This window comes from Cupriavidus laharis, from assembly GCF_914271435.1.
Classification (GTDB): domain Bacteria; phylum Pseudomonadota; class Gammaproteobacteria; order Burkholderiales; family Burkholderiaceae; genus Cupriavidus; species Cupriavidus laharis.
Window position 1 is genome coordinate 139,245 of record NZ_CAJZAI010000002.1, and the last position, 25,040, is coordinate 164,284.

25 protein-coding genes are annotated in these 25,040 nt (G+C 66.4%); 13 read left to right on the plus strand and 12 right to left on the minus strand.

Translation table 11 applies throughout. The features are described 5' to 3' along the window. Positions 1-4 precede the first annotated feature (4 nt). The 4 genes from LDO29_RS04475 to LDO29_RS04490 are packed head-to-tail and all read right to left on the minus strand — an operon-like array spanning position 5 to position 4,000. Positions 5-1,066, minus strand: coding sequence for a VWA domain-containing protein (locus LDO29_RS04475; protein ID WP_224078591.1), 1,062 nt, complete (start codon positions 1,064-1,066; stop codon positions 5-7). Then, positions 1,063-2,073 (minus strand): DUF58 domain-containing protein, encoded by a 1,011-nt coding sequence (locus tag LDO29_RS04480; protein WP_224078592.1) that lies wholly within the window; start codon positions 2,071-2,073, stop codon positions 1,063-1,065. The genes LDO29_RS04475 and LDO29_RS04480 overlap by 4 nt, the downstream gene beginning before the upstream one ends. After that, positions 2,051-3,064 (minus strand): AAA family ATPase, encoded by a 1,014-nt coding sequence (locus tag LDO29_RS04485; protein WP_224078593.1) that lies wholly within the window; start codon positions 3,062-3,064, stop codon positions 2,051-2,053. The genes LDO29_RS04480 and LDO29_RS04485 overlap by 23 nt, the downstream gene beginning before the upstream one ends. Positions 3,065-3,076: 12 nt before the next feature. Next, entirely contained in the window at positions 3,077-4,000 is a 924-nt protein-coding gene (locus LDO29_RS04490) for a S1C family serine protease (protein ID WP_224078594.1), read from the minus strand. A gap of 75 nt (positions 4,001-4,075) precedes the next feature. Here LDO29_RS04490 and LDO29_RS04495 point away from each other — a divergent pair, with 75 nt between their 5' ends. Together LDO29_RS04495 and LDO29_RS04500 are read left to right on the plus strand one after the other, a co-directional pair. Beyond that, complete coding sequence (locus LDO29_RS04495; protein WP_224078595.1) at positions 4,076-5,140, plus strand: VWA domain-containing protein; 1,065 nt, start codon at positions 4,076-4,078, stop codon at positions 5,138-5,140. Positions 5,141-5,277: 137 nt separating this feature from the next. Next, positions 5,278-6,045: a ParA family protein gene (locus LDO29_RS04500; RefSeq protein ID WP_224078596.1), complete on the plus strand. Its 768-nt coding sequence runs from the start codon at positions 5,278-5,280 to the stop codon at positions 6,043-6,045. A gap of 45 nt (positions 6,046-6,090) precedes the next feature. On the opposite strand, the gene LDO29_RS04505 is transcribed toward LDO29_RS04500, so the two are convergent. Together LDO29_RS04505 and LDO29_RS04510 are read right to left on the minus strand one after the other, a co-directional pair. Then, complete coding sequence (locus LDO29_RS04505) at positions 6,091-6,894, minus strand: BPL-N domain-containing protein (protein ID WP_224078597.1); 804 nt, start codon at positions 6,892-6,894, stop codon at positions 6,091-6,093. A 79-nt stretch (positions 6,895-6,973) separates the two neighbouring features. Further along, positions 6,974-7,447 carry an Lrp/AsnC family transcriptional regulator gene (locus tag LDO29_RS04510; protein ID WP_224078598.1) on the minus strand — a complete coding sequence of 158 codons (474 nt, stop codon included), beginning with the start codon at positions 7,445-7,447 and terminating at the stop codon, positions 6,974-6,976. A 415-nt stretch (positions 7,448-7,862) separates the two neighbouring features. On the opposite strand from LDO29_RS04510, the gene hppD reads away from it, so the two are divergent. From hppD to LDO29_RS04535, 5 genes are all read left to right on the plus strand, one after another. Beyond that, positions 7,863-8,942 (plus strand): 4-hydroxyphenylpyruvate dioxygenase, encoded by a 1,080-nt coding sequence (gene hppD, locus LDO29_RS04515; RefSeq protein ID WP_224078599.1) that lies wholly within the window; start codon positions 7,863-7,865, stop codon positions 8,940-8,942. A 138-nt stretch (positions 8,943-9,080) separates the two neighbouring features. Further along, positions 9,081-10,466, plus strand: coding sequence for an amino acid permease (locus LDO29_RS04520; RefSeq protein ID WP_224078600.1), 1,386 nt, complete (start codon positions 9,081-9,083; stop codon positions 10,464-10,466). A 112-nt stretch (positions 10,467-10,578) separates the two neighbouring features. Further along, positions 10,579-11,778 carry an amino acid aminotransferase gene (locus LDO29_RS04525; protein WP_224078601.1) on the plus strand — a complete coding sequence of 400 codons (1,200 nt, stop codon included), beginning with the start codon at positions 10,579-10,581 and terminating at the stop codon, positions 11,776-11,778. A gap of 242 nt (positions 11,779-12,020) precedes the next feature. Continuing rightward, positions 12,021-12,815, plus strand: coding sequence for an SDR family NAD(P)-dependent oxidoreductase (locus LDO29_RS04530; RefSeq protein WP_224078602.1), 795 nt, complete (start codon positions 12,021-12,023; stop codon positions 12,813-12,815). A 223-nt stretch (positions 12,816-13,038) separates the two neighbouring features. Then, entirely contained in the window at positions 13,039-13,887 is an 849-nt protein-coding gene (locus tag LDO29_RS04535; RefSeq protein ID WP_224079105.1) for a MipA/OmpV family protein, read from the plus strand. Between the two features lie 114 nt (positions 13,888-14,001). Here LDO29_RS04535 and LDO29_RS04540 read toward each other — a convergent pair whose 3' ends face one another. Continuing rightward, positions 14,002-14,181 carry a hypothetical protein gene (locus LDO29_RS04540; RefSeq protein WP_224078603.1) on the minus strand — a complete coding sequence of 60 codons (180 nt, stop codon included), beginning with the start codon at positions 14,179-14,181 and terminating at the stop codon, positions 14,002-14,004. Positions 14,182-14,451: 270 nt separating this feature from the next. On the opposite strand from LDO29_RS04540, the gene LDO29_RS04545 reads away from it, so the two are divergent. Then, positions 14,452-14,946, plus strand: coding sequence for a hypothetical protein (locus LDO29_RS04545; RefSeq protein WP_224078604.1), 495 nt, complete (start codon positions 14,452-14,454; stop codon positions 14,944-14,946). Between the two features lie 75 nt (positions 14,947-15,021). Here the strand turns inward: LDO29_RS04545 and LDO29_RS04550 are convergent, their stop codons facing one another. Both LDO29_RS04550 and LDO29_RS04555 read right to left on the minus strand, forming a co-directional pair. Beyond that, positions 15,022-16,575 (minus strand): AMP-binding protein, encoded by a 1,554-nt coding sequence (locus tag LDO29_RS04550; protein WP_224078605.1) that lies wholly within the window; start codon positions 16,573-16,575, stop codon positions 15,022-15,024. 97 nt (positions 16,576-16,672) lie between these two features. Next, a complete protein-coding gene (locus tag LDO29_RS04555) occupies positions 16,673-17,491 on the minus strand; it encodes an IclR family transcriptional regulator (protein WP_224078606.1) in 819 nt (272 codons plus the stop codon). A 90-nt stretch (positions 17,492-17,581) separates the two neighbouring features. Between LDO29_RS04555 and LDO29_RS04560 the strand changes: the two genes are divergently transcribed. From LDO29_RS04560 to LDO29_RS04580, 5 genes are all read left to right on the plus strand, one after another. Next, positions 17,582-18,793: an acetyl-CoA C-acetyltransferase gene (locus LDO29_RS04560; RefSeq protein ID WP_224078607.1), complete on the plus strand. Its 1,212-nt coding sequence runs from the start codon at positions 17,582-17,584 to the stop codon at positions 18,791-18,793. Positions 18,794-18,817: 24 nt separating this feature from the next. Then, complete coding sequence (locus LDO29_RS04565; RefSeq protein WP_224078608.1) at positions 18,818-20,962, plus strand: 3-hydroxyacyl-CoA dehydrogenase NAD-binding domain-containing protein; 2,145 nt, start codon at positions 18,818-18,820, stop codon at positions 20,960-20,962. Between the two features lie 83 nt (positions 20,963-21,045). Continuing rightward, positions 21,046-22,014: a Bug family tripartite tricarboxylate transporter substrate binding protein gene (locus LDO29_RS04570; RefSeq protein WP_224078609.1), complete on the plus strand. Its 969-nt coding sequence runs from the start codon at positions 21,046-21,048 to the stop codon at positions 22,012-22,014. A gap of 154 nt (positions 22,015-22,168) precedes the next feature. Further along, complete coding sequence (locus LDO29_RS04575; protein WP_224078610.1) at positions 22,169-22,498, plus strand: DUF3175 domain-containing protein; 330 nt, start codon at positions 22,169-22,171, stop codon at positions 22,496-22,498. 19 nt (positions 22,499-22,517) lie between these two features. Then, positions 22,518-23,549: a class I fructose-bisphosphate aldolase gene (locus LDO29_RS04580; protein ID WP_224078611.1), complete on the plus strand. Its 1,032-nt coding sequence runs from the start codon at positions 22,518-22,520 to the stop codon at positions 23,547-23,549. 16 nt (positions 23,550-23,565) lie between these two features. Here the strand turns inward: LDO29_RS04580 and LDO29_RS04585 are convergent, their stop codons facing one another. From LDO29_RS04585 to LDO29_RS04595, 3 genes are all read right to left on the minus strand, one after another. After that, the gene (locus LDO29_RS04585; protein ID WP_224078612.1) at positions 23,566-24,099 is read right to left on the minus strand and encodes a cytochrome b/b6 domain-containing protein; all 534 of its coding nucleotides are present in this window, start codon (positions 24,097-24,099) and stop codon (positions 23,566-23,568) included. Positions 24,100-24,121: 22 nt separating this feature from the next. Beyond that, on the minus strand, positions 24,122-24,388 hold the full coding sequence (locus tag LDO29_RS04590) for a PepSY domain-containing protein (RefSeq protein ID WP_224078613.1): 267 nt from the start codon (positions 24,386-24,388) through the stop codon (positions 24,122-24,124). Between the two features lie 163 nt (positions 24,389-24,551). Further along, entirely contained in the window at positions 24,552-25,031 is a 480-nt protein-coding gene (locus LDO29_RS04595) for a nuclear transport factor 2 family protein (protein WP_224078614.1), read from the minus strand. Between the last annotated feature and the right edge of the window lie 9 nt (positions 25,032-25,040).

A 25,040-nucleotide genomic window follows, 5' to 3' on the forward strand; every position in this document is an offset into this window, starting at 1 on the left:
CTGCCTACAATACCCGCCCGAACCACCACAACGACAGCAGCCCCGCACAAGCCGCCAGCAATGCCCCAGCCGCAGCAAAGAACGCCGTCACTTCAACCTGGTCGCGCTTGTCGAATGCGAGCCGCATGTTGAGCCCGCGGTACACCTTCTTCAAGCCGGCGGCGTCCTCGAGACGGAAGTACTCGGCTCCGGTGACATCGGCGACTTGCTTCAACACTTTTTCGTCGAGCCTGACGCGAGCCGACCAGCCGTCTGCCGACAGCACGACGCCTTCGGTCGTGCCGACGCCAACGGTATAGACACGCACGCCGTACATGGCTGCGAGCTGCGCGGCCTGTACCGCGCCGGGGCCTGCGTTGTTTTCTCCGTCGGAGAACAGGACGATCGCGCCCGAAGCATAGGAGCCCGGCGTCGCGGGATCGCCGTCGCCGGCCGCACCCGGCCTTTTCGCCTGCTCGACGTCGCCGCCGTTCATGAGGCGTTCGGCGTCGCTGGTCGTATCCGGCAGCAGCGTCGTGAGCGCGATGAGCAGGCCATTGCCCAGCGCTGTGCCGCCCTGGGGCTTCAGACCTTCGATCGCCGCCGTCACGTCATCCCTGCTGTGACTGGGCGCCTGTGCCAGCGCAGCCGCGCCCGCCATGGCAACCACACCCACGCTGACACCCGCCGGCTGGGCATCAATCAGCGCCTTTGCTGCCTGCTGGGCGGCACGGATGCGGCTTGGGCGGACATCCTGCGCGCGCATGCTGCCCGACAGGTCGATCACCAGAATCAGTGTCTTGATGCGCGACGGCAGCGTCATCACGGCCTGAGGGCGGGCAATGGCGAAGATCAGCGCGGTCAGCGCCAGCAGTGTCAGCGCGGCCGGCACATGGCGGCGCCAGCCCGTGCCACCCTTCATGGCGAAGCCGATGGATTTCAGCGCGGGATGGTTCATGGTCGCACGCCGCCGGCGCGCGTCGAGCCAGGCGTAGCCCGCGGCCAGCACCAGCACGAACGCGAGCAGCCACAGCATGCCGGGCCAGAGAAAGCTGAACAGGGGCAGCCGGTTCATCGTATCGGTCATGTTGCCCCCACGGCCACCCCTCTGGCCGCCCCTTGCCGGAAGCGGCGCTCGCGCGTGAACTGCAGCAGCGCCAGATCGATGGGCGCGTAGGTCGAGAGCGTCAGGCATTCCACGCCCGCGCGCGCGAAAGCGAGGCGCAGCTCGGTCTCGCGCGTCTCGGCGGCGGCGGCAAAGCGCTTGCGGAAGACGGGATCATGCGTGTCGACGAACATCTGCTCCGCGGTTTCGGCATCCTGCAGCACGACCAGCCCCAGGTCGGGCAAGGCCATCTCCAGCGGATCGACCAGCCGCACGGCGACGACTTCATGGCGCCGGGCCAGCATGGCGAGCGACGCCTGCCAGCCCGGGCTGCTGATGAAATCCGAGACGACGAACATCACCGAGCGCCGCTTGGCGACGGCACGCGCGCGCTCCAGCAGGTCGCGCAGCCGGGTCTCGCCCGGGCACACGGCCGGGGTCGCGTGCATGCGGTCCAGCAGGTGCAGCAACTGACGGCGCCCGGAGCGCGGCGGAATCATTGATGCGTCCACGTCGGTTGCCCCGCCGTAGAGCACGGCGCCGATACGGTTGCCATAGCGCGTCAGCAGCAAGGCCATGACGGTGGTGAAGTCGTGCAGCAGGTCTCGCTTGCGCACCGTGCCGGACCCGAATTCCACCGATCCGCTCAGGTCGAGCACGAACCAGGCCGAGAGGTCGCGGTCTTCTTGGAACTCGCGGACGTGCGGTGTCTGCAGCCGCGCCGTCACGTTCCAGTCGATATGCCGCACATCGTCGCCGGGACGGTATTCGCGCAGGTCGGCAAGATCCAGGCCGAAGCCTCGGAACAGCGTGCGGTAGTCGCCCTGCAGCAGCCCGTCGAGGCGCCGCACCACCGTCCATTCCAGGCGCCGCAACAGCGTCTCGGTCTGCCTTGCGCCGACGCTCGCGAGTGCCGCGCCCGAACGCGCGGCCTCGGTGGCAGCCGCCCCGGCGGCGCCCGGGCGCTTACCGAACAGCCGCCCGAACATGGGATTCGAGCGGGCGCTCCGGAACCGGCAACGCCTGCAGGATGCGCGTGATGAGCTGGTCCGCCGTCGCGCCGTCCGACATCGCCTCGTATGACAGCGAAAGCCGGTGGCGCAACACGTCGGGCACGAGGTCGATCACGTCTTCGGGCACGGCATAGTTGCGGCCGCGCAGGAACGCCAGCGCCCGCGCGCCTTCGGTCAGGCCGATGGTGGCTCGGGGGCTCGCGCCGAAGGCGATGTAACGCCCCATCTCTTCCAGGCCATAGTTCGCCGGCTTGCGGGTGGCCGCCACCACGCGCACCGCATACTGGACCAGGGACGGATCCACGTAGACCCGGCGGCATTCTTCCTGCAGGCCTGCGAGATGCTCTGGCGTGGCGATCGCGCTCACGCTGATCCGGGGACCGGTAACCCGGTTGACGATGACGACCTCTTCCTCCTCGCTCGGATACCCGACCAGCACTTTCATCATGAAGCGGTCGACCTGTGCCTCGGGCAAGGGATAGGTGCCTTCGGTCTCGATCGGATTCTGCGTCGCCATGACGAGGAACGGCGTGGGCACGCGATGGGTTTCGCCGGCAATGGTGACCTGCTTCTCCTGCATGACCTCCAGCAGCGCGCTCTGCACCTTGGCCGGCGCGCGGTTGATCTCGTCGGCCAGCAGCAGGTTGGCGAAGACCGGGCCGCGCACGGTCGAGAACTCGCCGGTGCCCTGGTTGTACATGCGCGTGCCGACCAGGTCCGCCGGCAGCAGGTCCGGCGTGAACTGGATGCGCTTGAAGGACCCGCTCATGGTCCGGGCCAGCGTGTTGACGGTCAGCGTCTTGGCCAGGCCCGGCACGCCTTCCACCAGCAGGTGGCCACCGGCAAGCATGGCCACCAGCACGCGTTCGAGGAAGTGGTCCTGCCCCACCACCACGCGCTTCACCTCATACAGCAGGCGCTCCATCAGGTCGGCGCTGTCCATTGCGCCATGGGCTTGCTCGTTCATAGGCCTCCGCGTCTAGAAAGGAGAAGATCCGATGGATACGCCGGCACTTTCGATCGTCACGGCAAAGCCGATGCCGAGGAAGGTGCCGCTCTGGTTAGGGTTGAGGATGGCGGTGACGATCCCGACCACCTCGCCATCCATGTTCACCAGTGGTCCGCCCGAGTTGCCGGGGTTGGCGGCCGCGTCGAACTGGATCAGGTTGTCCAGGCTCTGCTTGTTGTCCGGCGAAACGAACTGCCGGTCGAGTCCCGACACCACGCCGGCGGACACCGACGGCCCGATGCCGAACGGAAAGCCGACCGCGACGACTTCGGAGCCCGGCGCCAGGTTGCGGCTGGAGCCGAGCGTCGCGGCCGGCAGGTCGTCGGGAATGGATTTCGGCTTGACGACGGCGAGGTCCTTTTCCGGGAAGGCCTGCAGCACCGACGCCTCGGAAGTCTGGCCGTCGTGGAACCGGACCTCGACGCGTTTGGCGTCGGCGACGACGTGGTAGCTGGTCAGGACCAGTCCGCTTTCGGTCACGACGACGCCCGAGCCGATGTGGCTCGCTTCACGCTTGCCCCTGGCAGGATCCTTGCCGGCAGGCGGATCCCGCTTGGCCAACTCGTCCGGCGGCGAGCGCCTGGATGGCGGCGAGGATTTCGGGCGCGTGCCCCGCGGATCACGCCTGGCAAGTGGTGCGGACGCGGCTTGCTCCGTCGGCTCGGCCGGTGCGAAGCTGCGCACCTCCACCACCGATTCGCGAATCGCCTCGGCCGCGCGCGCGGTGCGCGATGGCAGGCTCTTGGTCTGCAGCGTATGCAGCACGGCCGCGTCGATATCGGCCTGCGTGAGCGCCCGCTGCGAAGGCCGTGACAGCCACGCAAGGCCCAGCACCGACGCGACAATCACCGCGACCGCTGCCGAGACCCATCCGTAGATCGCCACACGCTTCATCGCTAGCTCCCGAGGTCCCGTGCTGCCTTAAAAAATACAGTACCATCCTCTTAACCATGCGCCAAGGAGCAGGGCATGCAGTTTCTCTGGCCGCAGATGCTCTGGCTGCTGCTGGCGCTTCCGTTGCTGGCAGCTGCTTACCTGTACCTGATCGCGCGACGCAAGAAGGCCGCCCTGCTCTACGCCAGCCTCGCGCTGCCCCGCGCTGCGCTCGGTCCCGGCCAACGGCTCCGGCGTCACATTCCCCCGCTGCTCTTCCTGTTTGCCCTCGGCGCCGCCCTGCTGGCCTGCGCGCGGCCGACCGCGACCGTCACGCTGCCGTCCGACACCATCACGCTGGTCCTTGCGATGGACGTCTCGCGCAGCATGGAGGCCACCGACGTGACCCCTACACGGATGAGCGCCGCGCAGCAGGCCGCTCGGGACCTGATCGTCGGGTTGCCGGCCAGCGTTCGCCTCGGCATCGTCTCGTTCGCCGCCACGGCAACCGTGGTCCTGCGCCCCACCAGCAACCGGCAGGAAATGCTCGATGCGATCGACCGGTTCCAGCTCCAGCGCGGCACGGCGACCGGCAGCGGGCTGATCCAGGCGCTGGCGGTGCTGTTTCCCGACGATGGCATCGACCTCGAGGCGATCCTCTTCAACGACGATCCGCCTTTCTCTTCCGCACGCCGGGCCACGCCACTCGACGAAGCCGCCGCAGCCGACGCCGCGCGCAAGCGCGCGCAGGAGCGGCCGCCAGCACAACCGGGCTCCTATCGGCACGGCGCGGTCATCCTGCTCAGTGATGGCCGGCGCACCACCGGCCCGGACCCGGTGGATGCCGCACGCATGGCGGCCCAGCGTGGCGTGCGCGTTTATACCGTGGGCTTTGGCACGCTGGGCGGTAGTTCGCCCGAGTCGAGCCTGTCCTACTACATGCAGCTCGACGAGCCTGCCTTGCGCGCAGTGGCGACGCTGACCGGGGCCGAATACTTCCAGGCCGGATCGGCGGCGGACCTGAGCCAGGTGTACCGCGAACTCAGCGCGCGCTTCGCGCTGGAGCGCCGCGAGACCGAGGTCAGCGCGCTGCTGGCCGCGGCGTCGGTCCTGCTGCTGGTGTCGGCTTGCGCACTCTCGATGTTGTGGTTCCGGCGCTGACCGTGCCGGACAGGCCCCGCCTGACACGGCGGAATCCACGTGTCAACGCCTGCCCACAGACCCCACGCACCACGTCCGGAGGCCATCCAGTTCGGGTATGCTTTCGCCCTCTAAAACGATTTTCTCCAGAGGGGCAAATGCGGCGCGTCGTGTTCAATCAGAAGGGTGGCGTGGGCAAGTCGACCATCGTATGCAATCTCGCCGCGATCAGCGCCAGTGAAGGCTTGCGCACCCTGGTCGTCGACCTGGACGCGCAAGGCAATTCGACCCAGTACCTGATGGGCGCAAAGGCCGCGGAAGCCAGCCCGACCGCCGCCAACTTCTTCGAGTCCTCGCTGACCTACAGCTTCAAGCCGGTCGACCTGAACGCCTTCATCCACGCCACGCCGTTCGAGAACCTGGATGTGATGCCGGCGCATCCCGACCTCGACGCGCTGCATGGCAAGCTCGAATCCCGGTACAAGATCTACAAGCTGCGCGACGCCCTGCTCGAACTCGAGTCGGTCTATGACGCGATCTACATCGACACGCCGCCCGCGCTCAACTTCTATACGCGGTCCGCGCTGATCGCGGTGGAGCGCTGCCTGATCCCGTTCGATTGCGATGATTTCTCGCGCCGGGCGCTGTACACGCTGCTCGACAACGTGAAGGAAATCCAGCAGGACCACAACGACGCGCTGCAGGTCGAGGGCATCGTCATCAACCAGTTCCAGCCGCGCGCCAGCCTGCCCGTGAAGCTGGTGGAAGAACTGGTCAGCGAAGGGCTGCCGGTACTGGAATCGCGGCTGTCGTCGTCGGTGAAGATCCGCGAATCGCACCAGCACGCCACGCCGATGATCCACCTGGATCCGCGCCACAAGCTGTCGCAGGAGTATCTGGCGCTGCACAGCGAACTGGCTGGCTGAGGCATCGTCAGGCGGGCCTGAATCCGCCTGAGAGCCCAGGACTGGTCATCCCAATGCCAGCCCGCCATGGGCCAGCACCTGCCGGAAGACCTCCAGCCGGGCGTCGCCGGTCTGGGCCAGCCGCTGGCAGACGTGCATGTGCTTGTCCATGTCGCTGTGCCCACGCAGTGCCTCCTCGCACTCCTGATCGGAGATCTCAAGGTGGACACCGGTCAGGATCGCGCGGCCCTGGCCAACCCGCGAACTGACGATTGCCGGTGGCGTGCCTTCAATATCCGCATAGACGGCCAGCACTTCCGTACCGGCACCGGGCGCATCGCCGAAATCGAAGCGGCAGCCGCCGTGGTAGTGCGTGTAGAGCGACATCGGCGCCGCGGCCAGCCGGTCGGTGGTCCGGAGTTCGACGGCGGCGGTAGTGCGCGGCGTCCCGTCATAGAGCCGGCCACCGGTAAGTTCGGGTAGCGAGCCGACCGCGACGGCATCGACAAAGCTCAGTTCGCGCGGGCCACAGATCGCGCCCCGGGTGCCCGCATGGAACGCCAGTTCCCGGCAGGCGTAGTAGGCGCCCGCGCAGATTCCCAGGTAGACGCCGCCGTTCTCGACAAAGCGCCGGATGCGGGCGTTGGGCGCGCCATTGAGTTTCGCGCAATATGGCAGGTCGGCACCGCCCGGCATGACGAACATGACCGCGTCGTCGAACAGCGTGGGGTCGTGCCGGATGTCCGATGCCATGACCGCACGTATTTCATAGGCGCCGGACTGGAGTTGCTGGCCGATTGTGCGCATCAGGCACGCGGTCCAGTCGGAGGCTCCGGCATCGATGTAGGTCAGGATGTGGGGCTTTGGCATCTTGGGTGGCGGCCAGTCCGGCCGCGATGGCGCTCTGCACCGAGTGTATTCCACATGCGGACCGACACACGCAACGGCGTCAAACGTCGAGCGGCACGGCGCTGGTGCACTTGATCTCGTCCAGGCACACGCTGGACTTCACGCCGCTCACGCCCGGGATGCGCATCAGCGTGTCGAGCAGGAAATCCGACAGGGACTTCAGGTCCTTGGCCACGACCTTCAGCACGTAGTCGATGTCGCCGGTCACCGAGAAGCACTCCTGGATCTGCGCGAGTTCGGCGACCAGGCTCTTGAAGTTCGACAGGTCGCGGATATGGCCGCGCTCCATGGTCACGTGGATGAACGCGACCACGCCGAAACCCAGGCTGGCCGCGTCCAGCCGAGCCTCGTAGCGCTTGATGATGCCGCTCTCCTCCAGGCGGCGGTGGCGCCGCAATGTCTGTGCCGGCGACAGCGCAATCGCTTCGGCCAATTCCAGGTTGGAAGCCCGGCCCTGCTCCTGCAGCACGCCCAGCAAACGGCGATCCGTGCGGTCCAGCTCGATGGCTTGCACTTTTGTTTCTCCTGTGTCCGATTACATGAAATCTGATTTCGTAATTCAGGGTTTCCCTGCGTGAGTTATGAAATCCAATTTTGTCGGCCAGAATATACACTGCATCCCAGATTAGCAATGCCAGCGAGGAGCCAAAGAGAGTTCCAGACATTGCCAGAACGCGCCACAAGCCAGAATCGTGGCGCACCGTTCGCAATATTATTTCCCGGCCACCCGGCCGGTACTGCAAGCGCCCCATGACCACTCGCTCACCGTCGCAGCCTCGTCCGAACGCCCACCGCCACGGCGCCCGGCCCCGGACGCGCGCGCGCTGATTGCGGCACTTGCCCGTTCCCCCCTTTATCCCCACGCTGCCGGGCGGCACCCTGTCCGGCGCGTGAGATCAAAACACTTACCTTCCCTTGTGAGAGACACCATGGCCGACCTCTTTGACAACCCGATGCAACTGATGGGCTTCGAATTCGTCGAATTCGCCTCGCCCACCCCCAATGTGCTCGAGCCGCTGTTCGAGAAGATGGGCTTCACGCTGGTGGCGCGCCATCGCTCCAAGGACGTGGTGCTGTATCGCCAGGGCGACGTCAACTTCATCGTCAACCGCGAGCCGCACAGCCACGCCGCCTACTTTGCCGCCGAGCACGGCCCGAGCGCCTGCGGCATGGCGTTCCGCGTGAAGGACTCGCACAAGGCTTATGCCCGCGCGCTGGAACTGGGTGCGCAGCCGGTGGAAATCCCGACCGGCCCGATGGAACTGCGCCTGCCGGCGATCAAGGGCATCGGCGGCGCGCCGCTGTACCTGATCGACCGCTTCGAGGAAGGCAAGTCGATCTATGACATCGACTTCGAGTTCATCGAAGGCGTGGACCGCCACCCCGAAGGCCACGGCCTGAAGCTGATCGACCACCTGACGCACAACGTCTACCGTGGCCGCATGGCCTACTGGGCGAGCTTCTACGAGAAGCTGTTCAACTTCCGCGAAATCCGCTACTTCGACATCAAGGGCGAGTACACCGGCCTGACCTCCAAGGCCATGACCGCGCCGGACGGCAAGATCCGCATACCGCTGAACGAGGAATCGTCCAAGGGCGCAGGCCAGATCGAGGAATTCTTGATGGCGTTCAACGGCGAGGGCATCCAGCACATCGCCTTCCTGACGGACAACCTGATCGAAGTCATCGACAACCTGCAACTGGCCGGCGTCGAGCTGATGACCGCGCCGAACGACTACTACTACCAGGCCCTGGAAAACCGCCTGCCGGGCCACGGCCAGCCGGTCGACCAGCTCAAGGCCCGCGGCATCCTGCTGGACGGCACCACCGAAGGCGGCAAGCCGCGCCTGCTGCTGCAGATCTTCTCCAAGACCGTGCTCGGCCCGGTGTTCTTCGAGTACATCCAGCGCAGCGGCGACGACGGCTTCGGCGAAGGCAACTTCAAGGCGCTGTTCGAATCGCTGGAACGCGATCAGATCGCGCGCGGCACGCTCAAGGTCGAGGCCTGACCACACCCGTCACCGTTGCCGGGCGCGGCACCCCGCGCCCGGCGATGTCTTAAGGCCCAGGCGTCCCACCCTCACCACAGCGAGAGACGCCAGGCCCCGCATGCCATTCCATAAGAATGGGTAGAGGAAACAAAACAGATGGTTGAAAGCAACAATGACGGCACGCTCAAGCGTGGCCTGAAGAACCGGCACATCCAGCTGATCGCCCTGGGCGGCGCCATCGGCACCGGGCTGTTCCTGGGCATTGCCCAGACGATCAAGATGGCCGGCCCCTCGGTCCTGCTCGGCTATGCCGTGGCGGGCATCGTGGCCTTCTTCATCATGCGCCAACTGGGCGAGATGGTGGTGGACGAGCCCGTCGCCGGCTCCTTCAGCTACTTCGCCAACAAGTACTGCGGCCACTTCGCCGGCTTCATGTCGGGCTGGAACTACTGGGTGCTGTACATCCTGGTGAGCATGGCCGAGCTGTCGGCAGTCGGCATCTACGTGCAGTACTGGTGGCCCGGCATCCCCACATGGATATCGGCGCTGGCCTTCTTCCTGATCATCAACGCCATCAACCTGTCGAGCGTGAAGTCGTTCGGCGAGATGGAATTCTGGTTCTCGATCGTCAAGGTGGCGGCCATCGTCGGCATGATCGGCTTCGGCGGCTACCTGCTGATGTCGGGCAATGCCGGCCCGCAGGCCAGCATCACCAACCTGTGGCAGCACGGCGGCTTCTTCCCGAATGGCCTGGGCGGATTGGTCATGGCCATGGCGGTGATCATGTTCTCGTTCGGCGGCCTGGAACTCGTCGGCATCACGGCGGCGGAAGCCGACCAGCCCGAAAAGAGCATCCCGAAGGCGACCAACCAGGTCATCTACCGCATCCTGATCTTCTATGTGGGCGCGCTGGCGGTGCTGCTGTCGCTGTACCCGTGGGAAAACGTCGTCACCGGCGGCAGCCCGTTCGTGCTGATCTTCCATGCGCTGAACAGCAACTGGGTGGCTAACGTGCTGAACGTGGTGGTGCTGACGGCGGCGCTGTCGGTCTACAACAGCGGTGTGTACTGCAACAGCCGCATGCTGTTCGGCCTGGCCCAGCAGGGCAATGCGCCGAAGTCGCTGCTCAAGGTGAGCAAGCGCGGCATTCCGCTGACGGCGCTGGGTGTGTCGGCGGCAGCCACCGGCCTGTGCGTGCTGATCAACTACTTCATGCCCGGCAAGGCGTTCGAGCTGCTGATGGGCCTGGTGGTCTCGGCCCTGATCATCAACTGGGCCATGATCAGCATCATCCACCTGAAGTTCCGCGCCGATAAGCGCAAGGCACGCCAGGAAACGCGCTTCAAGAGCTTCGGCTACCCGCTCACCAACTACCTGTGCCTGGCGTTCCTGGGCGGCATCCTGTACGTGATGTACCTGACCGACGGCCTGCGCATCTCGGTGTACCTGATCCCGGTGTGGCTGGCGGTGCTCGGCATCAGCTACCGCATGCGGCAGAAGAACGCGGTGCCGGCCCTGCAAGGCAGCGTCTCAACCCAGTAAGGCAACACCGGCGGCGCCTCATGGCGCGCCGCCGGTTACACTTCAGTCTGTGCGCCCGATGCAAACCCTGCGGCGCACGCTCCCAGCCCGACTCCAGAATCCTGAGAATCCCATGTTTGCACATATCGAGGCCTTTCCCGGCGACCCGATCCTTTCGCTCAACGAAGACTTCCAGAAAGACCCGCGCACCGAAAAGGTCAACCTGAGCATCGGCATCTATTTCGACGACGACGGCCGCCTGCCGGTGATGGAAGCTGTCGAGAAGGCCGAGGCCGCGCTGCTGGCCGACATGGGCCCGCGCCCCTACCTGCCGATGTCGGGCCTGGTGGCCTACCGCAACGCCGTGCAGGCGCTGGTGTTCGGCGAAGACAGCGCGGCCCGCGCCGCCGGCCGCATTGCCACGCTGCAGACGCTGGGCGGTTCGGGCGCGCTGCGCGTCGGTGCCGATTTCCTCAAGCGCTACTTCCCGCAGTCGCAGGTCTGGATCAGCGATCCGAGCTGGGAAAACCACCGCGTGGTGTTCGAGCGCGCCGGCTTCACCGTCAACACCTATCCGTACTATGACGGTGCCACCGGCGGCCTGAAGTTCGACGCCATGGTGGACGCCATCGGCAAGCTGCCGAAGCAGAGCATCGTGCTGCTGCACGCATGCTGCCACAACCCGACCGGTGTGGACCTGAACCAGGACCAGTGGCGCCAGCTGATCGGCGTGCTGAAGGCGAAGGAACTGCTGCCGTTCATCGACATGGCCTACCAGGGCTTTGGCGAAGGCCTGGACGAAGACGCGTTCGCCATCCGCGAGCTGGAGCGCCAGGGCGTGCCGGGCCTGGTGGCCAACTCGTTCTCGAAGAACTTCTCGTTGTACGGCGAGCGCTGCGGCGGCCTGAGCGTGGTGTGCAACAGCGCGGCCGAGGCGGCCAACGTGCTGGGCCAGCTCACCGGTGCGGTGCGCGCCAACTACAGCAACCCGCCGACGCACGGCGCGCGCGTGGTAGCCAAGGTGCTGACCACGCCCGAACTGCGCACGCTGTGGCAGCAGGAACTGGCCGAGATGTGCAACCGCATCGCACGCATGCGCCAGGCCATCCACCACCACCTGCGCGACCACGTCAGTGGCGAAGCGCTGTCGCGCTACCTGACGCAGCGCGGCATGTTCACGTACACGGGCCTCACCGCCGATCAGGCCGACCGTCTGCGCGAAGACCACGGCGTGTACCTGCTGCGTTCGGGCCGCATGTGCGTGGCCGGTCTCAATGAGCGCAACGTGACGGTGGTGGCCAAGGCCATTGCCGCGGTGCTCGGCGGCAAGTAAGCCGCGCGCCACAGCGCGGTCCGGGCATTGCCCGGACCGCTGCCCTCCCTCCTCCCGGCCCACGGCCTTCGTGGCGCCACGGCTGCGCAGCCCCGCGCACCGTCCCCTCCCAGTTCCTGCACGCGTCGCCTGTTCGTAGTACAAACGCACAGTCGGCGAGCCGTGGCACGCCCCGTGCCGGCTACGCCATTTCTGGAGTTTCCGTCCCCTGACGCGGGACACACATCCTGGAAGGTATCGCCATGAAGATCGACTTGTCGGGCAAGACCGCCCTTGTCTCGGGCTCCACCGCCGGTATCGGCTTCGCTACGGCGCGCGGCCTGGCGCAGGCCGGCGCCCGCGTCATCCTCAACGGCCGCAAGGCCGATGCGCTGGCGAAGGCCGCGGACACGCTGCGCGCCGAGGTATCGGGCGCGGACCTCGTCACGTTTGCCGGCGACCTCGCCACGGTGCAAGGCGTGGAGGCCCTGCTCGCGCAGGTGCCGGCCGTCGACATCCTCGTCAACAACCTCGGCATCTTCAATCCGCAGGACTTCTTCGAGACGCCCGACAGCGAATGGACGCGGTTCTTCGAGACCAACGTGATGTCCGGCGTGCGCCTGTCGCGCGCCTATGCGCCGGGCATGGTGCAGCGCAAATGGGGGCGCATCGTGTTCATCTCGTCGGAGTCCGGGCTGAACATTCCCGTCGAGATGATCCACTACGGTTTTTCCAAGACAGCCCAGCTCGCGGTGTCGCGCGGGCTCGCCAAGCGGCTCGCGGGCACCGGCGTGACGGTGAACGCGGTGTTGCCGGGGCCGACGCTGTCCGAAGGCGTGGAGGAAATGCTGGCCGACGAGGTGAAGCGCGCCGGCAAGCCGGTGGCCGAAGTGGCCGCGGATTTCGTCAAGGCGCACCGCAGCACTTCCATCATCCAGCGCGCGGCCACCGTGGATGAAGTGGCCAACATGATCGTCTATGTCTGCTCGCCGCAGGCTTCGGCCACGACCGGCGCCGCGCTGCGCGTGGATGGGGGCGTGGTCGACACCATTGCCTGACCGGTAGCACAATCCCTACACACTTGATGAAATTCTGACGCACGCTGCTGCGCCTGAACGCGGCACCGTTAGGGCAGGGCCGTGGGCACCGATCTTGCTGGCGATGGACAGATATATTCTCGACCTGCCGCCGATAATCGATACACTGCTGACCTGAGGCGATCGCACGGACAAACGGGAGATCTGATTGACAGAGCCGGCCCCCCTTGAGACCGCAAACATGATGCGCGCACGGCGGTCGCGCTGCGCCGCGCCATGGCTGCCTGCGCTGCTTGCGCTCACGGCGGTTCCGGCCTGGGCCCAGACGCCGGCCCCGCTGGCCGAATGGCAATTCTCCGTCGGCGTGCCGCTCGAAAAGCTGTTCGAAGAGACCATACCGGAATGGGAAGTCCGCCTTGGCGCGGCGGCGATGCTGCGTCCGCGCTATGACGGCTCGTCGGACTACATCGTGATCGGCGGCCCCAGCATCGACATCCGCTATCGCGACATCGCCTTTGCCTCGATCGGCGAAGGCCTGGGCGTCAATGTCCTGCGCGGCAAGAACTGGCGGGCGGGCATTGCGCTGTCGTACAACCTTGGCCGGCGCGCCAAGGAGAGCTCGCCGCTGCTGGACGGCATGGAGAACATCAACCCGGCGCCGGAAGCCAAGCTCTTCGCCGAATACGCGGTGTCCAGGGAATTCCCGCTGGTGATGCGCGTCGACGCGCGCCGCAGCCTGGGCGGCTCCGATGGCTGGATCGGCGACATCGGCGCCTACATGCCACTGCCGGGCAGCTCCGAGAAGTTCTACTGGTTCGCGGGCCCGACGCTGACACTGGCGGACTCGCGGTACATGAACGCCTGGTACGGCGTCAGCGCGTCACAGGCCCGGCCCGGGCGCCCGCAGTTCAGCCCCGGAGGCGGCATGCGCTCCTACGGCTTCGGCATCAGCGCGGTCTGGTTCTTCGACAAGCACTGGTTCGCCACGGCCGATGCGTCTGTCGTGCAACTCGTCGGCGATGCGAAGCGTAGCCCGCTCACGCAGAGCTCGACCGGCGGGGCTTTCGATCTGTCGGTCAATTACCAGTTCTGAAGCATCGGCCAAAGGTTATTCGCCGAATTGCGGGGGCTGTGGGGAACCAAATAAAAAACGCGACGCAGCCTCATACCGAGACAGCGCCGCGCAGCAGGCCCATCAGGCCGACGCTTATTGCGCAGCAGGCTTGTCGGCTGCCTTCTTGGTGTGCTTGCTGGCGTGGGTCTTGCCCTTGTGCGTGCTCTTTTCCACCTTGGCAGGTTCCTTCGACTCGGGCGCGGCGGCAGGCGCTTGCGCAAAAGCACCAGCGGCAAACAGGCCCAGCGTCAGGATGGCAAGTACTTTTTTCATTGTCAGTCTCCGGATGGACGCGCGAAGTTGCGCGTTGCTCCTAAGAACGTGGGCCGGACACCGGATGTTGACGGGCCGGGCAACCGACTATGTAACGGATTATTTCAGCCGGAGGCGGAATTTGCGATGCCGCAAAGCCCTGTCAATGTGACTTAAGATCATCAGCCGCACGCCGATAAACCTTGGCATCGGAACACCAATCCATCGTGCGTGCGTACCCCCAGCGTGACGTGCGGCAATCCGCGAGCAGTCAGTCAACTGGAGATAACGATGAGCAGGATCGAAGCCACGGCGGCAAGTCAGCTTGCCCCGCTTACGCAAGATTCGGGCGCCGCTGCGGCAGCGGACGTTACCGGCAACGCAGATGCCACCGCCAACGCGCCGGGCATCGCAGTGAAGCAGCCCGGTACCGATGTCCGGATTTCCATGTCCGGCAGCGCCCTGGCTTCACGGGGCACTGCGAAGGAAGCGTCCACCAAGGACAGCGACATCGACAACAGCAACCTGCCCGACAACGTCAAGAAGCTGATCAAGCGCCTGCGCGAACTGCGCGAGAAGCTTGAGCAGAAGGTTCAGGAACTGCAGGAACTCAGCAACAGTACGGCCGGCAGCCCCGAGCAGCGGCGCATGCGCATCGAGGCCTTGCGATCGGAAGTCGGTGCGCTGACGGCCGCCATGAACAGCGTCAGCGCGGACCTGGCCCAGGCCACCCGCAAATTCACCAGCGATGAGAAGAAACTGGTGGGCAGCCTGATAATGGGCTGAGCCGACTGCGGCACGCGCACGCCATCGAAGAACAGCTCGCAGGCGTCCTGCGCCTTCAGGCCGATCCTCTCAAGATCAGCGGGCAGCGCGCGTGTATTGCTCCAGCAGCACGCGCTTGTACAGCTTGCCGTTCTCCAGCCGCGGCAGCGCCTGCACGAAATCTACGCTGCGCGGGCATTTGACGTGCGACAGGCGCTGGCGGCAGAAGTCGAGCAGCGCTGCGCCGAGTTCCGGCGAGCCCTGCTGCGCGGGCTGCAGTTCGATCACGGCCTTGACCTCTTCACCGAACTCCGGGTGCGGCACGCCGATCACGGCCACGTCCGCGACGCCAGGATACGTCGCGAGCAGGTTCTCGATCTCCTGCGGATAGATGTTCACGCCGCCGGACAGGATCAGGTCGGTGCGGCGGCCGGACATGAAGAGCCAGCCGTCTTCGTCGACGTGGCCGATGTCGCCGAAGGTCGCGCAGCCGTCAGCGTCGTACGCGGCGGCCGTCTTGGCCTCGTCGTTGTGATAGGCGAAGCGCGGCGTGCCCGAGAACCAGATGCGGCCCTGCTGCCCCGGCGGCAGTTCGCGGCCTTCGTCGTCCTTGATATGGATGCGGCCGAGCAGCGCGGGGCCGACCGTGCCGGGCCTGGCCAGCCAGCCCTTGCTGTCGACCGCGGTCAGACCGATGCCTTCGGAGCCGCCGTAGTACTCGTACCAGACCGGCCCCCACCAGTCGATCATGCGCTGCTTCACGTCCGGTGGGCACGGCGCGGCGGCGTGGATAGCCACGCGCATGCTCGACAGGTCGGCGCGTGCGCGCACGTCATCGGGCAGCGCCAGCATGCGGATCATCATGGTCGGCACCCACTGGCTGTGGGTCACGCGGTACTGTGCGATCAGTTCCAGTGCGCGTGCCGCATCGAAGCGGCTGGAGACGATGTTCTCGCCGCCCCAGTCGATATTGCGCATCACGCTGCGCAGCGGCGCGGCATGGTACAGCGGCGCCATGGTCAGGTAGACCGTGTCGCGGCCGAAGGCGAAGAACTCGCGCCAGATGGACGCATCGTAGGCGTCGCGGAAGCGCTCGGTGTATGGCACCAGCGGGCGGCGGATGCCTTTGGGCTTGCCGGTGGTGCCGGACGAGTACAGGAAATCGCGCCCGACCTCGCGCATCGGCAGCGGCGCACCGGCGGTGTAGCCGGCAATGGCCTGCGTGAACGACAGGAAGCCGGGTGCTTCGCTGTCGAGCAGGTACTTCACGCCAGCCCAGTCAGCCACCGCGCCAGCCAGTGCCGCCGTCTTGCGCGTCGCCACCAGCAGGCGTGCGCCGCAGTCGCGCAGAATGTAGTCCACCTCGTCCGGGTTAAGGTGCGTGCTGACCGGCGTGTAGTACAGCCCCGCGCGGCGCGCGCCCCAGGCCAGCGCGAACAGGTCAGGATGATTCTCCATCAGCAGCGCGATGCCGTCGCCGGGCTGCAGGCCGGTTCCGACCAGCCATTGCGCCACGACGCTCGCGCGCGCATCGAGTTCGGCGTAGGTCAGCGTCGTGGCGGTGTCGCCATCGACCAGCCGTACGGCGGCCTTGCCGGGCTGGACCTCGGCCCAGTGGGCGAGCCGGTCCACGGTGTGCAGTGTCTCCATGTCTGCGGTGTCTCTCTCTGTTTGGTGAATGCGGACCGCGCTGCGTTGGCGCGGGTCTCTGCGGGAACGGCGAAGCAATGACGGGTTGCCGTGCTCCTCAGGCGTAGGTGGTGGCCGGGCTGCCGAGGCCGGCTTCGATGTTGCGGGCCAGCGCGAGCAGCCGCGGACCGACCTCGTCCAGCAACTGGCCGGGCCGCAGTTCATAGCTCGGCACGGTGCAGGCAAAGACATAGATCTCGTCCCGTGTCGGCGACCGCACCGGCACCGCGACCGCCTCGAACTGGCGATGCAGATCGCCATGGCTCAGGCAGAAGCCGCGCGCGGCCAGGTCGCGTTGCGTCTCGGCCAGGCGGTCGGCCAGCCATGCGCCGTGCTCGGGGTCGCCGGCGTGCGTGGCGTCGAGAAAGCGCTGGCAATGCTCCGGCGGCAGCGTGGCCAGGTAGGCGCGGCCCGACGCCGTGCGCGACAGCGAGATATGGCTACCCATGGGCGGCCGCACGGTCTCGCACTCCTTGGCCTGCGCGAGTTCGATGAAGACGAGGTCCATGCCGGCACCAAGGCCCAGCGTCACCTGCGCGCGCATGCGGTCGGCCAGCGCCTGCATCGGCGCGAAGGCGAGCTGGCGGATATGCGCCCGCGCGAGCAGCGGCGACGCCAGCCGCGCCAGGCCAGGCGCCGGCTGGAAGCGCCCCGCCACGTCGTCATAGCGCAGCAGCCCGGCCTCGCACAGCGTCGTGACAAGGCGGAACAGCGTCGGCTTGGGCAGGCCCGTGGCCGCCATCAGTTCGCGTGCGCTCAACTCAGGCGCCGACGCACTGAAGGCCTGGAGGATGTGGATGCCACGAGCCAGTGCACTGCCATTGCCTGCGGTGCCGGTTTCCGGCCCGCCTTCTATATTTTGAGATTCAAGTTTCATTTTTGATTTCATGAAACTGATTATGCGCAAATTATTTGACGATCTCAATCATTTTCGAGACACTTGTCTCAATTATCAAGAGGAGACACGATGACGGGGGCATTTATCTATGACGCCGTGCGCACCCCGCGCGGCAAGGGCAAGCCCGGCGCGGGCGCGCTGTACGAGGTCAAGCCGATCGACCTGGTGGTCACGCTGCTGGAGGCCCTGCGCGAACGGCTGCAGCTGGATCCGGCCCGCGTCGACGACCTGATCATGGGAATCAGCTCCGCCGTCGGCGACCAGGGTTCCTGCCTGCCGCGCATTGCCGCACTGTGTGGCCCGGACGGCTGGAGCCAGGTGCCGGGCATGGCCCTGCAGCGCTTCTGCGGTGCCGGGCTGGAGGCGGTGAACATGGCAGCCGAGAAAGTCCGCTCCGGCTGGCATGACCTGATCGCCGCAGGCGGCGTGGAGTCGATGTCGCGCCTGGGCCTGGGTGCGTCGGGCGGCGCATGGATCTACGACCCCGCCACCAGCCTGAAGATCGCGTACGTGCCGCAAGGCTTCAGCGCCGACATGGTGGCGGCGCTCCATGGCTTCTCTCGCGAACAGCTGGATGGCTACGCGCTGCGCTCGCAGGAACTGGCGGCACGCGCACGGCGTGAAGGCTACTTCGCGCGCTCGCTGGTGCCGGTGCGCGACGGCAGCGGCCTGACCGTGCTGGACCATGACGAGTACATCCGGGAAGAGACCACGGCGGGTTCGCTGGCGACGCTCAAGCCGGCGTTCGGCGGCGCCGCTGCCGTGGCCAACGCGGCCGTGGCGCGCCAGCGCTATCCCGAGCTCGACCGCATCGATGCGGTGCACACCGCCGGCAATTCGTCAGGCATCGTTGACGGCGCCGCGCTGGTGCTGGTCGGCAGCGAGCGCATGGGCCAGGAACTGGGCCTGCGTCCGCGTGCGCGCATCCTCGGCACCGGCCTGGCCACCGTCGACTCGACGCTGATGCTGACCGGCCCCGTACCGGCCACGCAGAAGGCGCTGGCGAAGGCCGGGCTCGATGCCGGCCAGATCGACCTGTTCGAGGTCAATGAAGCGTTTGCCGCCGTGCCGCTGCATTTCTCGAAGACGCTCGGCGTGCCGCTCGAAAAGATCAACGTCAACGGCGGCGCCATCGCCATGGGCCATCCGATCGGCGCGACCGGCGCCATCATCGTCGGCACCCTGCTCGACGAACTGGAACGCCGCCAGCAGCGCTATGGCGTGGCCACGCTGTGTGTGGCCGGTGGCATGGGCGTGGCCACGGTCATCGAACGCTTGTAAACGACTGCCGGAGAGACCAGAAAGATGCAAGCCCCGATTCAGTACCAGAAGTCCGACGACGGCATCGTCACCCTCACCTTCGATGCGCCGGACCAGAGCGTCAACACCATGACCGACGCCATGCGGCAATGCCTGGCCGAGGTGTCGGATCGCCTCGTCGCCGAGAAGGACAGCATTGCCGGCGTCATCCTCACTTCCGCCAAAGACACCTTCTTTGCCGGCGGCAACCTGAACCGCATCTACGGCATGCAGCCGAAGGATGCTGAAACGCTCTTCGCCGCGACCGAGGCCGGCAAGCGCGCGCTGCGCCAGATCGAGACGCTGGGCAAGCCTGTGGTGGCAGCGCTCAACGGCACCGCGCTGGGCGGCGGCTTCGAGATCGCGCTGGCCTGCCACCACCGCATCGCGCTCGACAAGCCCAAGGCGCAGTTCGGCCTGCCCGAAGCCACGCTCGGCCTGATGCCGGGCGCCGGCGGCGTGGTACGCATGACGCGCCTGCTTGGCCTGGCGGCAAGCCAGCCCTACCTGCAGGACAGCAAGCTGATGTCGCCCACGCAGGCTGTCGAAGCCGGACTGATCCATGCACTGGCGCCGACGCAGGAAGCGCTGCTTGAACAGGCCCGCGCGTGGATTGCCGCGCATCCCGCCAGCGCGCAGCCGTGGGACGCCAGGGGCTACGTGCCACCGGGCGGATGGAACGACAGCGAAGGCGCCAAGCGCTGGATCTCGACCGCCGCCGCACAGGTGCGCGCCAGGACCAAAGGCTGCTACCCGGCGCCGGAAGCGATCCTGTGCGCCTCCGTCGAGGGCATGCAGGTCGATTTCGATACCGCCAGCCGCATCGAGACGCGTTACTTCGTGCAGATCGTCACGGGCAAGGTGTCGAAGAATATCCTCGGCACGTTCTGGTTCCGTGCCAACGAGATCAAGTCCGGCGCGCAGCGTCCGACGGGCGTCGAGAAAGGCAAGGTCGGCAGGCTGGCGGTACTCGGCGCCGGCATGATGGGCAAGGGCATTGCCTACGTGGCCGCCACGCGCGGCATCGAGGTGTGGGTCAAGGATGCGACCATCGAGCAGGCCGCCAGCGCCCGCGACAACGCCGACAAGCTGCTCGCCAAGCGCGAGGAGAAAGGCGAGATCGACGCCGCGCAGCGCCGCCAGGTCGTCGAGCGCATCCATCCGGTGGCGAGCTACGAAGACCTTGCGCAAGTGGACCTGGTGATCGAAGCCGTGCCGGAGAACCCGGCGCTCAAGGCGGAGATCACGGGCACCGCCGAACCGCTGCTGTCTGATCGCGCGATCTGGGCATCGAACACCTCCACCCTGCCCATCACCGGGTTGGCAAAGGCATCGGGCCGCCCGGGCCGCTTCATCGGCCTGCACTTTTTCTCTCCGGTGCACCGCATGCAGCTCGTGGAAGTCATCAAGGGCAAGGAGACCTCGAAGGAAACGCTGGCACATGCACTGGACTTCGTCATGCAGCTCGGCAAAACGCCGATCGTCGTCAACGACAGCCGCGGCTTCTTCACCAGCCGCGTGTTCAGCACCTTCACGCGTGAAGGCGTGGCCATGCTCGGCGAAGGCCAGGACCCGGCGGCCATTGAGACGGCGGCGGCCTTTGCCGGCTTCCCCGTGGGGCCGCTTGCCGTGCTGGACGAAGTGAGCCTGAGCCTGTCGTACAACAACCGGCTCGAGACGCTCAAGGCCCACGCCGCCGAGGGCAACCCGCTGCCCGCGCACCCGGCCGATGCGGTGATGGAGCGCATGCTGGACAAGTTCGGCCGCAAGGGCCGTGCTGCCGGCGGCGGCTTCTATGACTATCCGGCCGATGGCCCGAAGGCGTTCTGGAGCGGGCTGGCCCGCCATTTCGTGCGCCCGACCGAGCAGATTCCGCAGCAGGACAAGATGGACCGGCTGCTCTTCTGCATGGCGCTGGAATCGGTGCGCATCCTGCAGGAAGGCGTGCTCGACAGTGCCGGCGACGGCAACATCGGTTCGGTGCTGGGCATTGGCTTCCCGCGCTGGACTGGCGGCGTGTTCCAGTACCTCAACCAGTACGGCCTGAAGGAAGCCGTGGCGCGCGCCGAATACCTGGCCGCGCACTATGGCGAGCGCTTCGCGCCGCCGCGACTGCTAAAGGAGAAGGCAGCCAGCGGCGAATTGTTCTGATGAGAGGGGCCGGCCCGCTTTGACGCGCCGGCCCCATCCGCCCAATCGACCATAAATAGCCGGACAAACCGGAGGAGACATCGATGAAGCCAATCAAGACCTGGGGCATCGCCCTGGCCACGCTCGCGTTCGCCGCAACGGCCAGCGCAGCCGACTACCCTACCCGCCCGATCCGTCTCGTAGTGCCCTACGCCGCGGGCGGCACCATCGATCTGATGGCGCGCATGATCGGCCCCAAGCTGCATGCCGCGCTGGGCCAGCCCGTGGTGGTGGAAAACCGCCCGGGCGCCGGCACCATGATCGGGGCCGATGCCGTCGCGCGTGCCGAGCCCGATGGCTACACGCTGTTCCTGGGCTCCAACGCGGCCTTCACCATCAGCCCGCAGGTCATGCCCAACGTGCCGTATGACCCGCTGCGCAGCTTCGCCGCGATCGGCACGCTGGCCTCGTTCCCGAACCTGATCCTGGTGCCCCCGCAGTCGCCGTACAAGACCGTGGCGGACGTGATTCAGGCGGCGCGCAAGGCGCCCGGCAAGATCAGCTATGCGTCCTTCGGTGTCGGCAGCACCGCGCAGCTCTCCGGCGAAGCCATCAAGGTCGCCTCGGGCGCCGATATCGTCGAAGTGCCCTACAAGAGCGGCGCTCAATGCGTGCAGGCCGTGTTGTCCGGCGAAGTCACGTTCGCCTTCGACACCGCCATCGGCTCGGTGCAGCGCGTGAAATCAGGCCAGTTGCGCGCGCTGGCCGCAACCTCCAACGACCGCCTGCCTGACCTGCCCCAGGTGCCTGGCATCACCGAAGCGGGCTATCCGTCGGCGGAAGTGATTGCCTGGGTGGGTATGTTCGCCCCGGCCGCCACGCCGCCGGCCGCGCGCACGGCGCTCAGCAATGCCGTGCGCAAGCTGATGAACGACCCCGAGATGAAGCGCCAGTTCGCCAACCTTGGCGTGCAGGCCAGCTTCGTCGACGGCGACGCGACCATGCAGAGAATGCGCAGCGAGTACGTGCGCTTCGGCAAGCTCGTGGAGCAGGCGAAGATCCGCGTGAACTGAAGACGGCATTGCGGGCCCGCCCGAGCCTTGGGCCAAGGCCCGCGATCCGCTGACCGGATGTGACCGCCGATTGGCAAAAGAGCGTCGCAAGCACTCCCGCTGCCCCTGAAATCGCCTAGTCTGGGATAGAGACCAGCCGCTTCGGGGTAACACAGTGGCCACAGCCAGATCCGCACGACAGTCCAGCAAGCAGCGCCGCCACGGCCGCCATGCGCGCCGCTGGTCAATGCAGGTGAGCGAACACAGTGACGCGCTCGACCTGGAACCCGGCATCTTCAAACGCACCGACCCGACGGAAATTGCCGCTTCGCTGAAGCGTTCGGCCGAACACAGCCGCCGGCGCAAGGGCACGGCATTCCAGTCGGCCATGTCGATGCTCAATTTCTACATCAACCGCGCGGGCCGTAACCTGCCGAAGACGCAGCTGGACACGCTGCAGCGTGCCAAGGGCAAGCTGCGCGAGGCCTTCGGGCGCGCAGCGTGACAGGACATCAGGAGAATCCATGGATACCGCAAGCGAACTGCAGGCCACGGTCAACGCAATGGTGCAGCCCGGCAAAGGACTGCTCGCGGCCGACGAAAGCGGCCCGACCATTGCCAAGCGCTTCGCCACTATCGGCGTGGAATCGAATGAGGAGAACCGCCGCGCGTGGCGCAGCCTGCTGCTGTCCACGCCGGGGCTGGGCGCGCATATCAGCGGCGTGATCCTGTACGAGGAAACGCTCGGCCAGCGGGCCGAAGACGGCACGCCGTTGCCGGAGCTCTGCCTGCGCCAGGGCATCGTGCCGGGCATCAAGGTAGACAAGGGCAAGGTACCGCTCTCGAATGCGCCCGGCGACGAGATCACCGAAGGGCTGGATGGATTGCCCAAGCGGCTGGACGGCTACCGACAGCAAGGGGCCCGCTTTGCCAAGTGGCGCGCGGTGTTCAATGTCTCGGACACGCTGCCAGGCGCGCTTGCGGTGCAAGCCAACGCGCAGGTGCTGGCCGCGTATGCGGCAATCTGCCAGGCATCCGGCATCGTGCCCATTGTCGAGCCGGAAGTGCTGATGGACGGCAGCCATGGCATGGCGCGTTGCGCGGCCGTGACCGAGCGCGTGCTGCACGCGGTGTTCCACGCGCTGCATCGCTATGGGGTGGTGTTCGAACACATGGTGCTCAAACCCAGCATGGTCATTGCGGGCAAGCAGTGCGCACAGCAGGCGTCCGTGCAGGAAGTGGCGAGCGAAACCGTGCGCGTGCTCAAGCGCACGGTGCCTGCCGCAGTGCCCGGCATCTTCTTCCTGTCCGGCGGCCAGACGCCGGAACAGGCGACGGCGAACCTGGATGCCATGAACCGGCTGGGCCCGCTGCCTTGGGCGCTGAGCTTCTCCTACGGGCGCGCGCTGCAGGAGCCGCCGCTGGCCGCATGGCACGGGCAGGCGGCCAACCTCGGCCAGGCGCAGCAGGCGCTGCTGCGCCGCTCGCTGCTGAATGGCAAGGCGTGCCTGGGGCAGTATGAAGCGGCGCAGGAAACGATGAAGGAAGTCGCCTGACCGCAGTGGCAGTGGATTAGGCGCCGGGATTCCGGCGCTTGCGCCCGGTCACCATGGCCAGCACCAGGTTCTCCTTCCCGGTCGCGCTGAACACGATGGCGGCGAACACGTGGAGAACGATCAGCCCGGTCAGCATGTCCGCCAGCACGGCGTGAATGTCGATCGGCCAGTCCTCGCCCCATAGCGCATCGAGCCTGGACATCCAGCCGGTAACGGCGAGCGCGAGGATCAGCGCCCACATCAGCAGCATCATGACCGCGCCCAGTGGCGTGTGGCTCAGGAATCGCGGCGCGCGGCGCCGCACCAGCGCCTTGCTGTAGGCCAGCACGCCGGCCGGCCGCGGCACCCATGCGCGGAAGCGCGCATGTTCGCTGCCGACGAAACCCCAGAGAATGCGCGCCAGCACAAGGCCTGCGGCCACGTAGCCGAGCACCCGGTGCAATCGGCCGCCGGAATCGTCGATCAGGTCCCAGAAGACGATGGCAGCCACGCCCCAGTGCGTGACGCGGACGACAATGTCCCAGACACGGACCGATGCGGTGTCCGGCATGGCGACAGTGAACCGGAAGGCGCTACTTCTCGATCTCGGACTTCACGATGTCCAGGGTCTTGGTATCGAAGTAGATCTCGGCCTTCTTGCCGTCCTTGGTGGTGCCGTAGATCTCGTAGCAGTTGCCGTCCACCTTGAACTTCTTGATGACATAGCCCTGCGCCTCGATCTTTGCCCTGGCGTCGGCCTCCTTCATCCATTCGGCCTTGGGATGGGCCTCGCATTTGGCGCTGGCAAGCGCACCGGTGGAAACCGCGGCGGCCGCGGCGAAGGCAATGATCTTCAGCATAAGGATCTCCGGCAGGGATCGCCCGGGACGGGCGATTGGAGAATCCTACGTTTAAACAGGAATTGTTCTCAATACCGGATTTCCCTACCCTGCCCCCGGCCGCGCCTTGCCGGCCGGTGAGCACGGGCAACGCTTCGTGGGTGAGGTCGAGCCGTGACGTGCCTCAGAGCCCAAGATCCGACAGCCCCGGATGGTCATCGGGGCGTCGGCCGAGCGGCCAATGGTATTTGCGTTCCGACTCCTTGATCGGCAGGTCGTTGATGCTGGCGTACCGGTTGATCATCAGGCCATCGTCGCCGAATTCCCAGTTCTCGTTGCCGTAGGAACGGAACCAGTTGCCGGAGTCGTCGTGCCATTCATAGGCAAAGCGCACGGCGATGCGGTTGCCGCCGAAGGCCCACATCTCCTTGATGAGCCGGTAGTCGAGCTCCTTCTTCCATTTCCGTTCCAGGAACGCGCGGGCCTCTTCGCGTCCGTTGGCGAACTCGGCGCGATTGCGCCAGCGCGTATCCGGGCTATAGGCCAGGGACACCTTCATGGGGTCGCGCGTGTTCCAGCCGTCTTCGGCAAGGCGCACTTTCTCGATGGCGGTTTCGCGCGTGAACGGCGGAAGCGGCGGGCGGATTTCGGGATTGGAAGACATAGGGAGCAC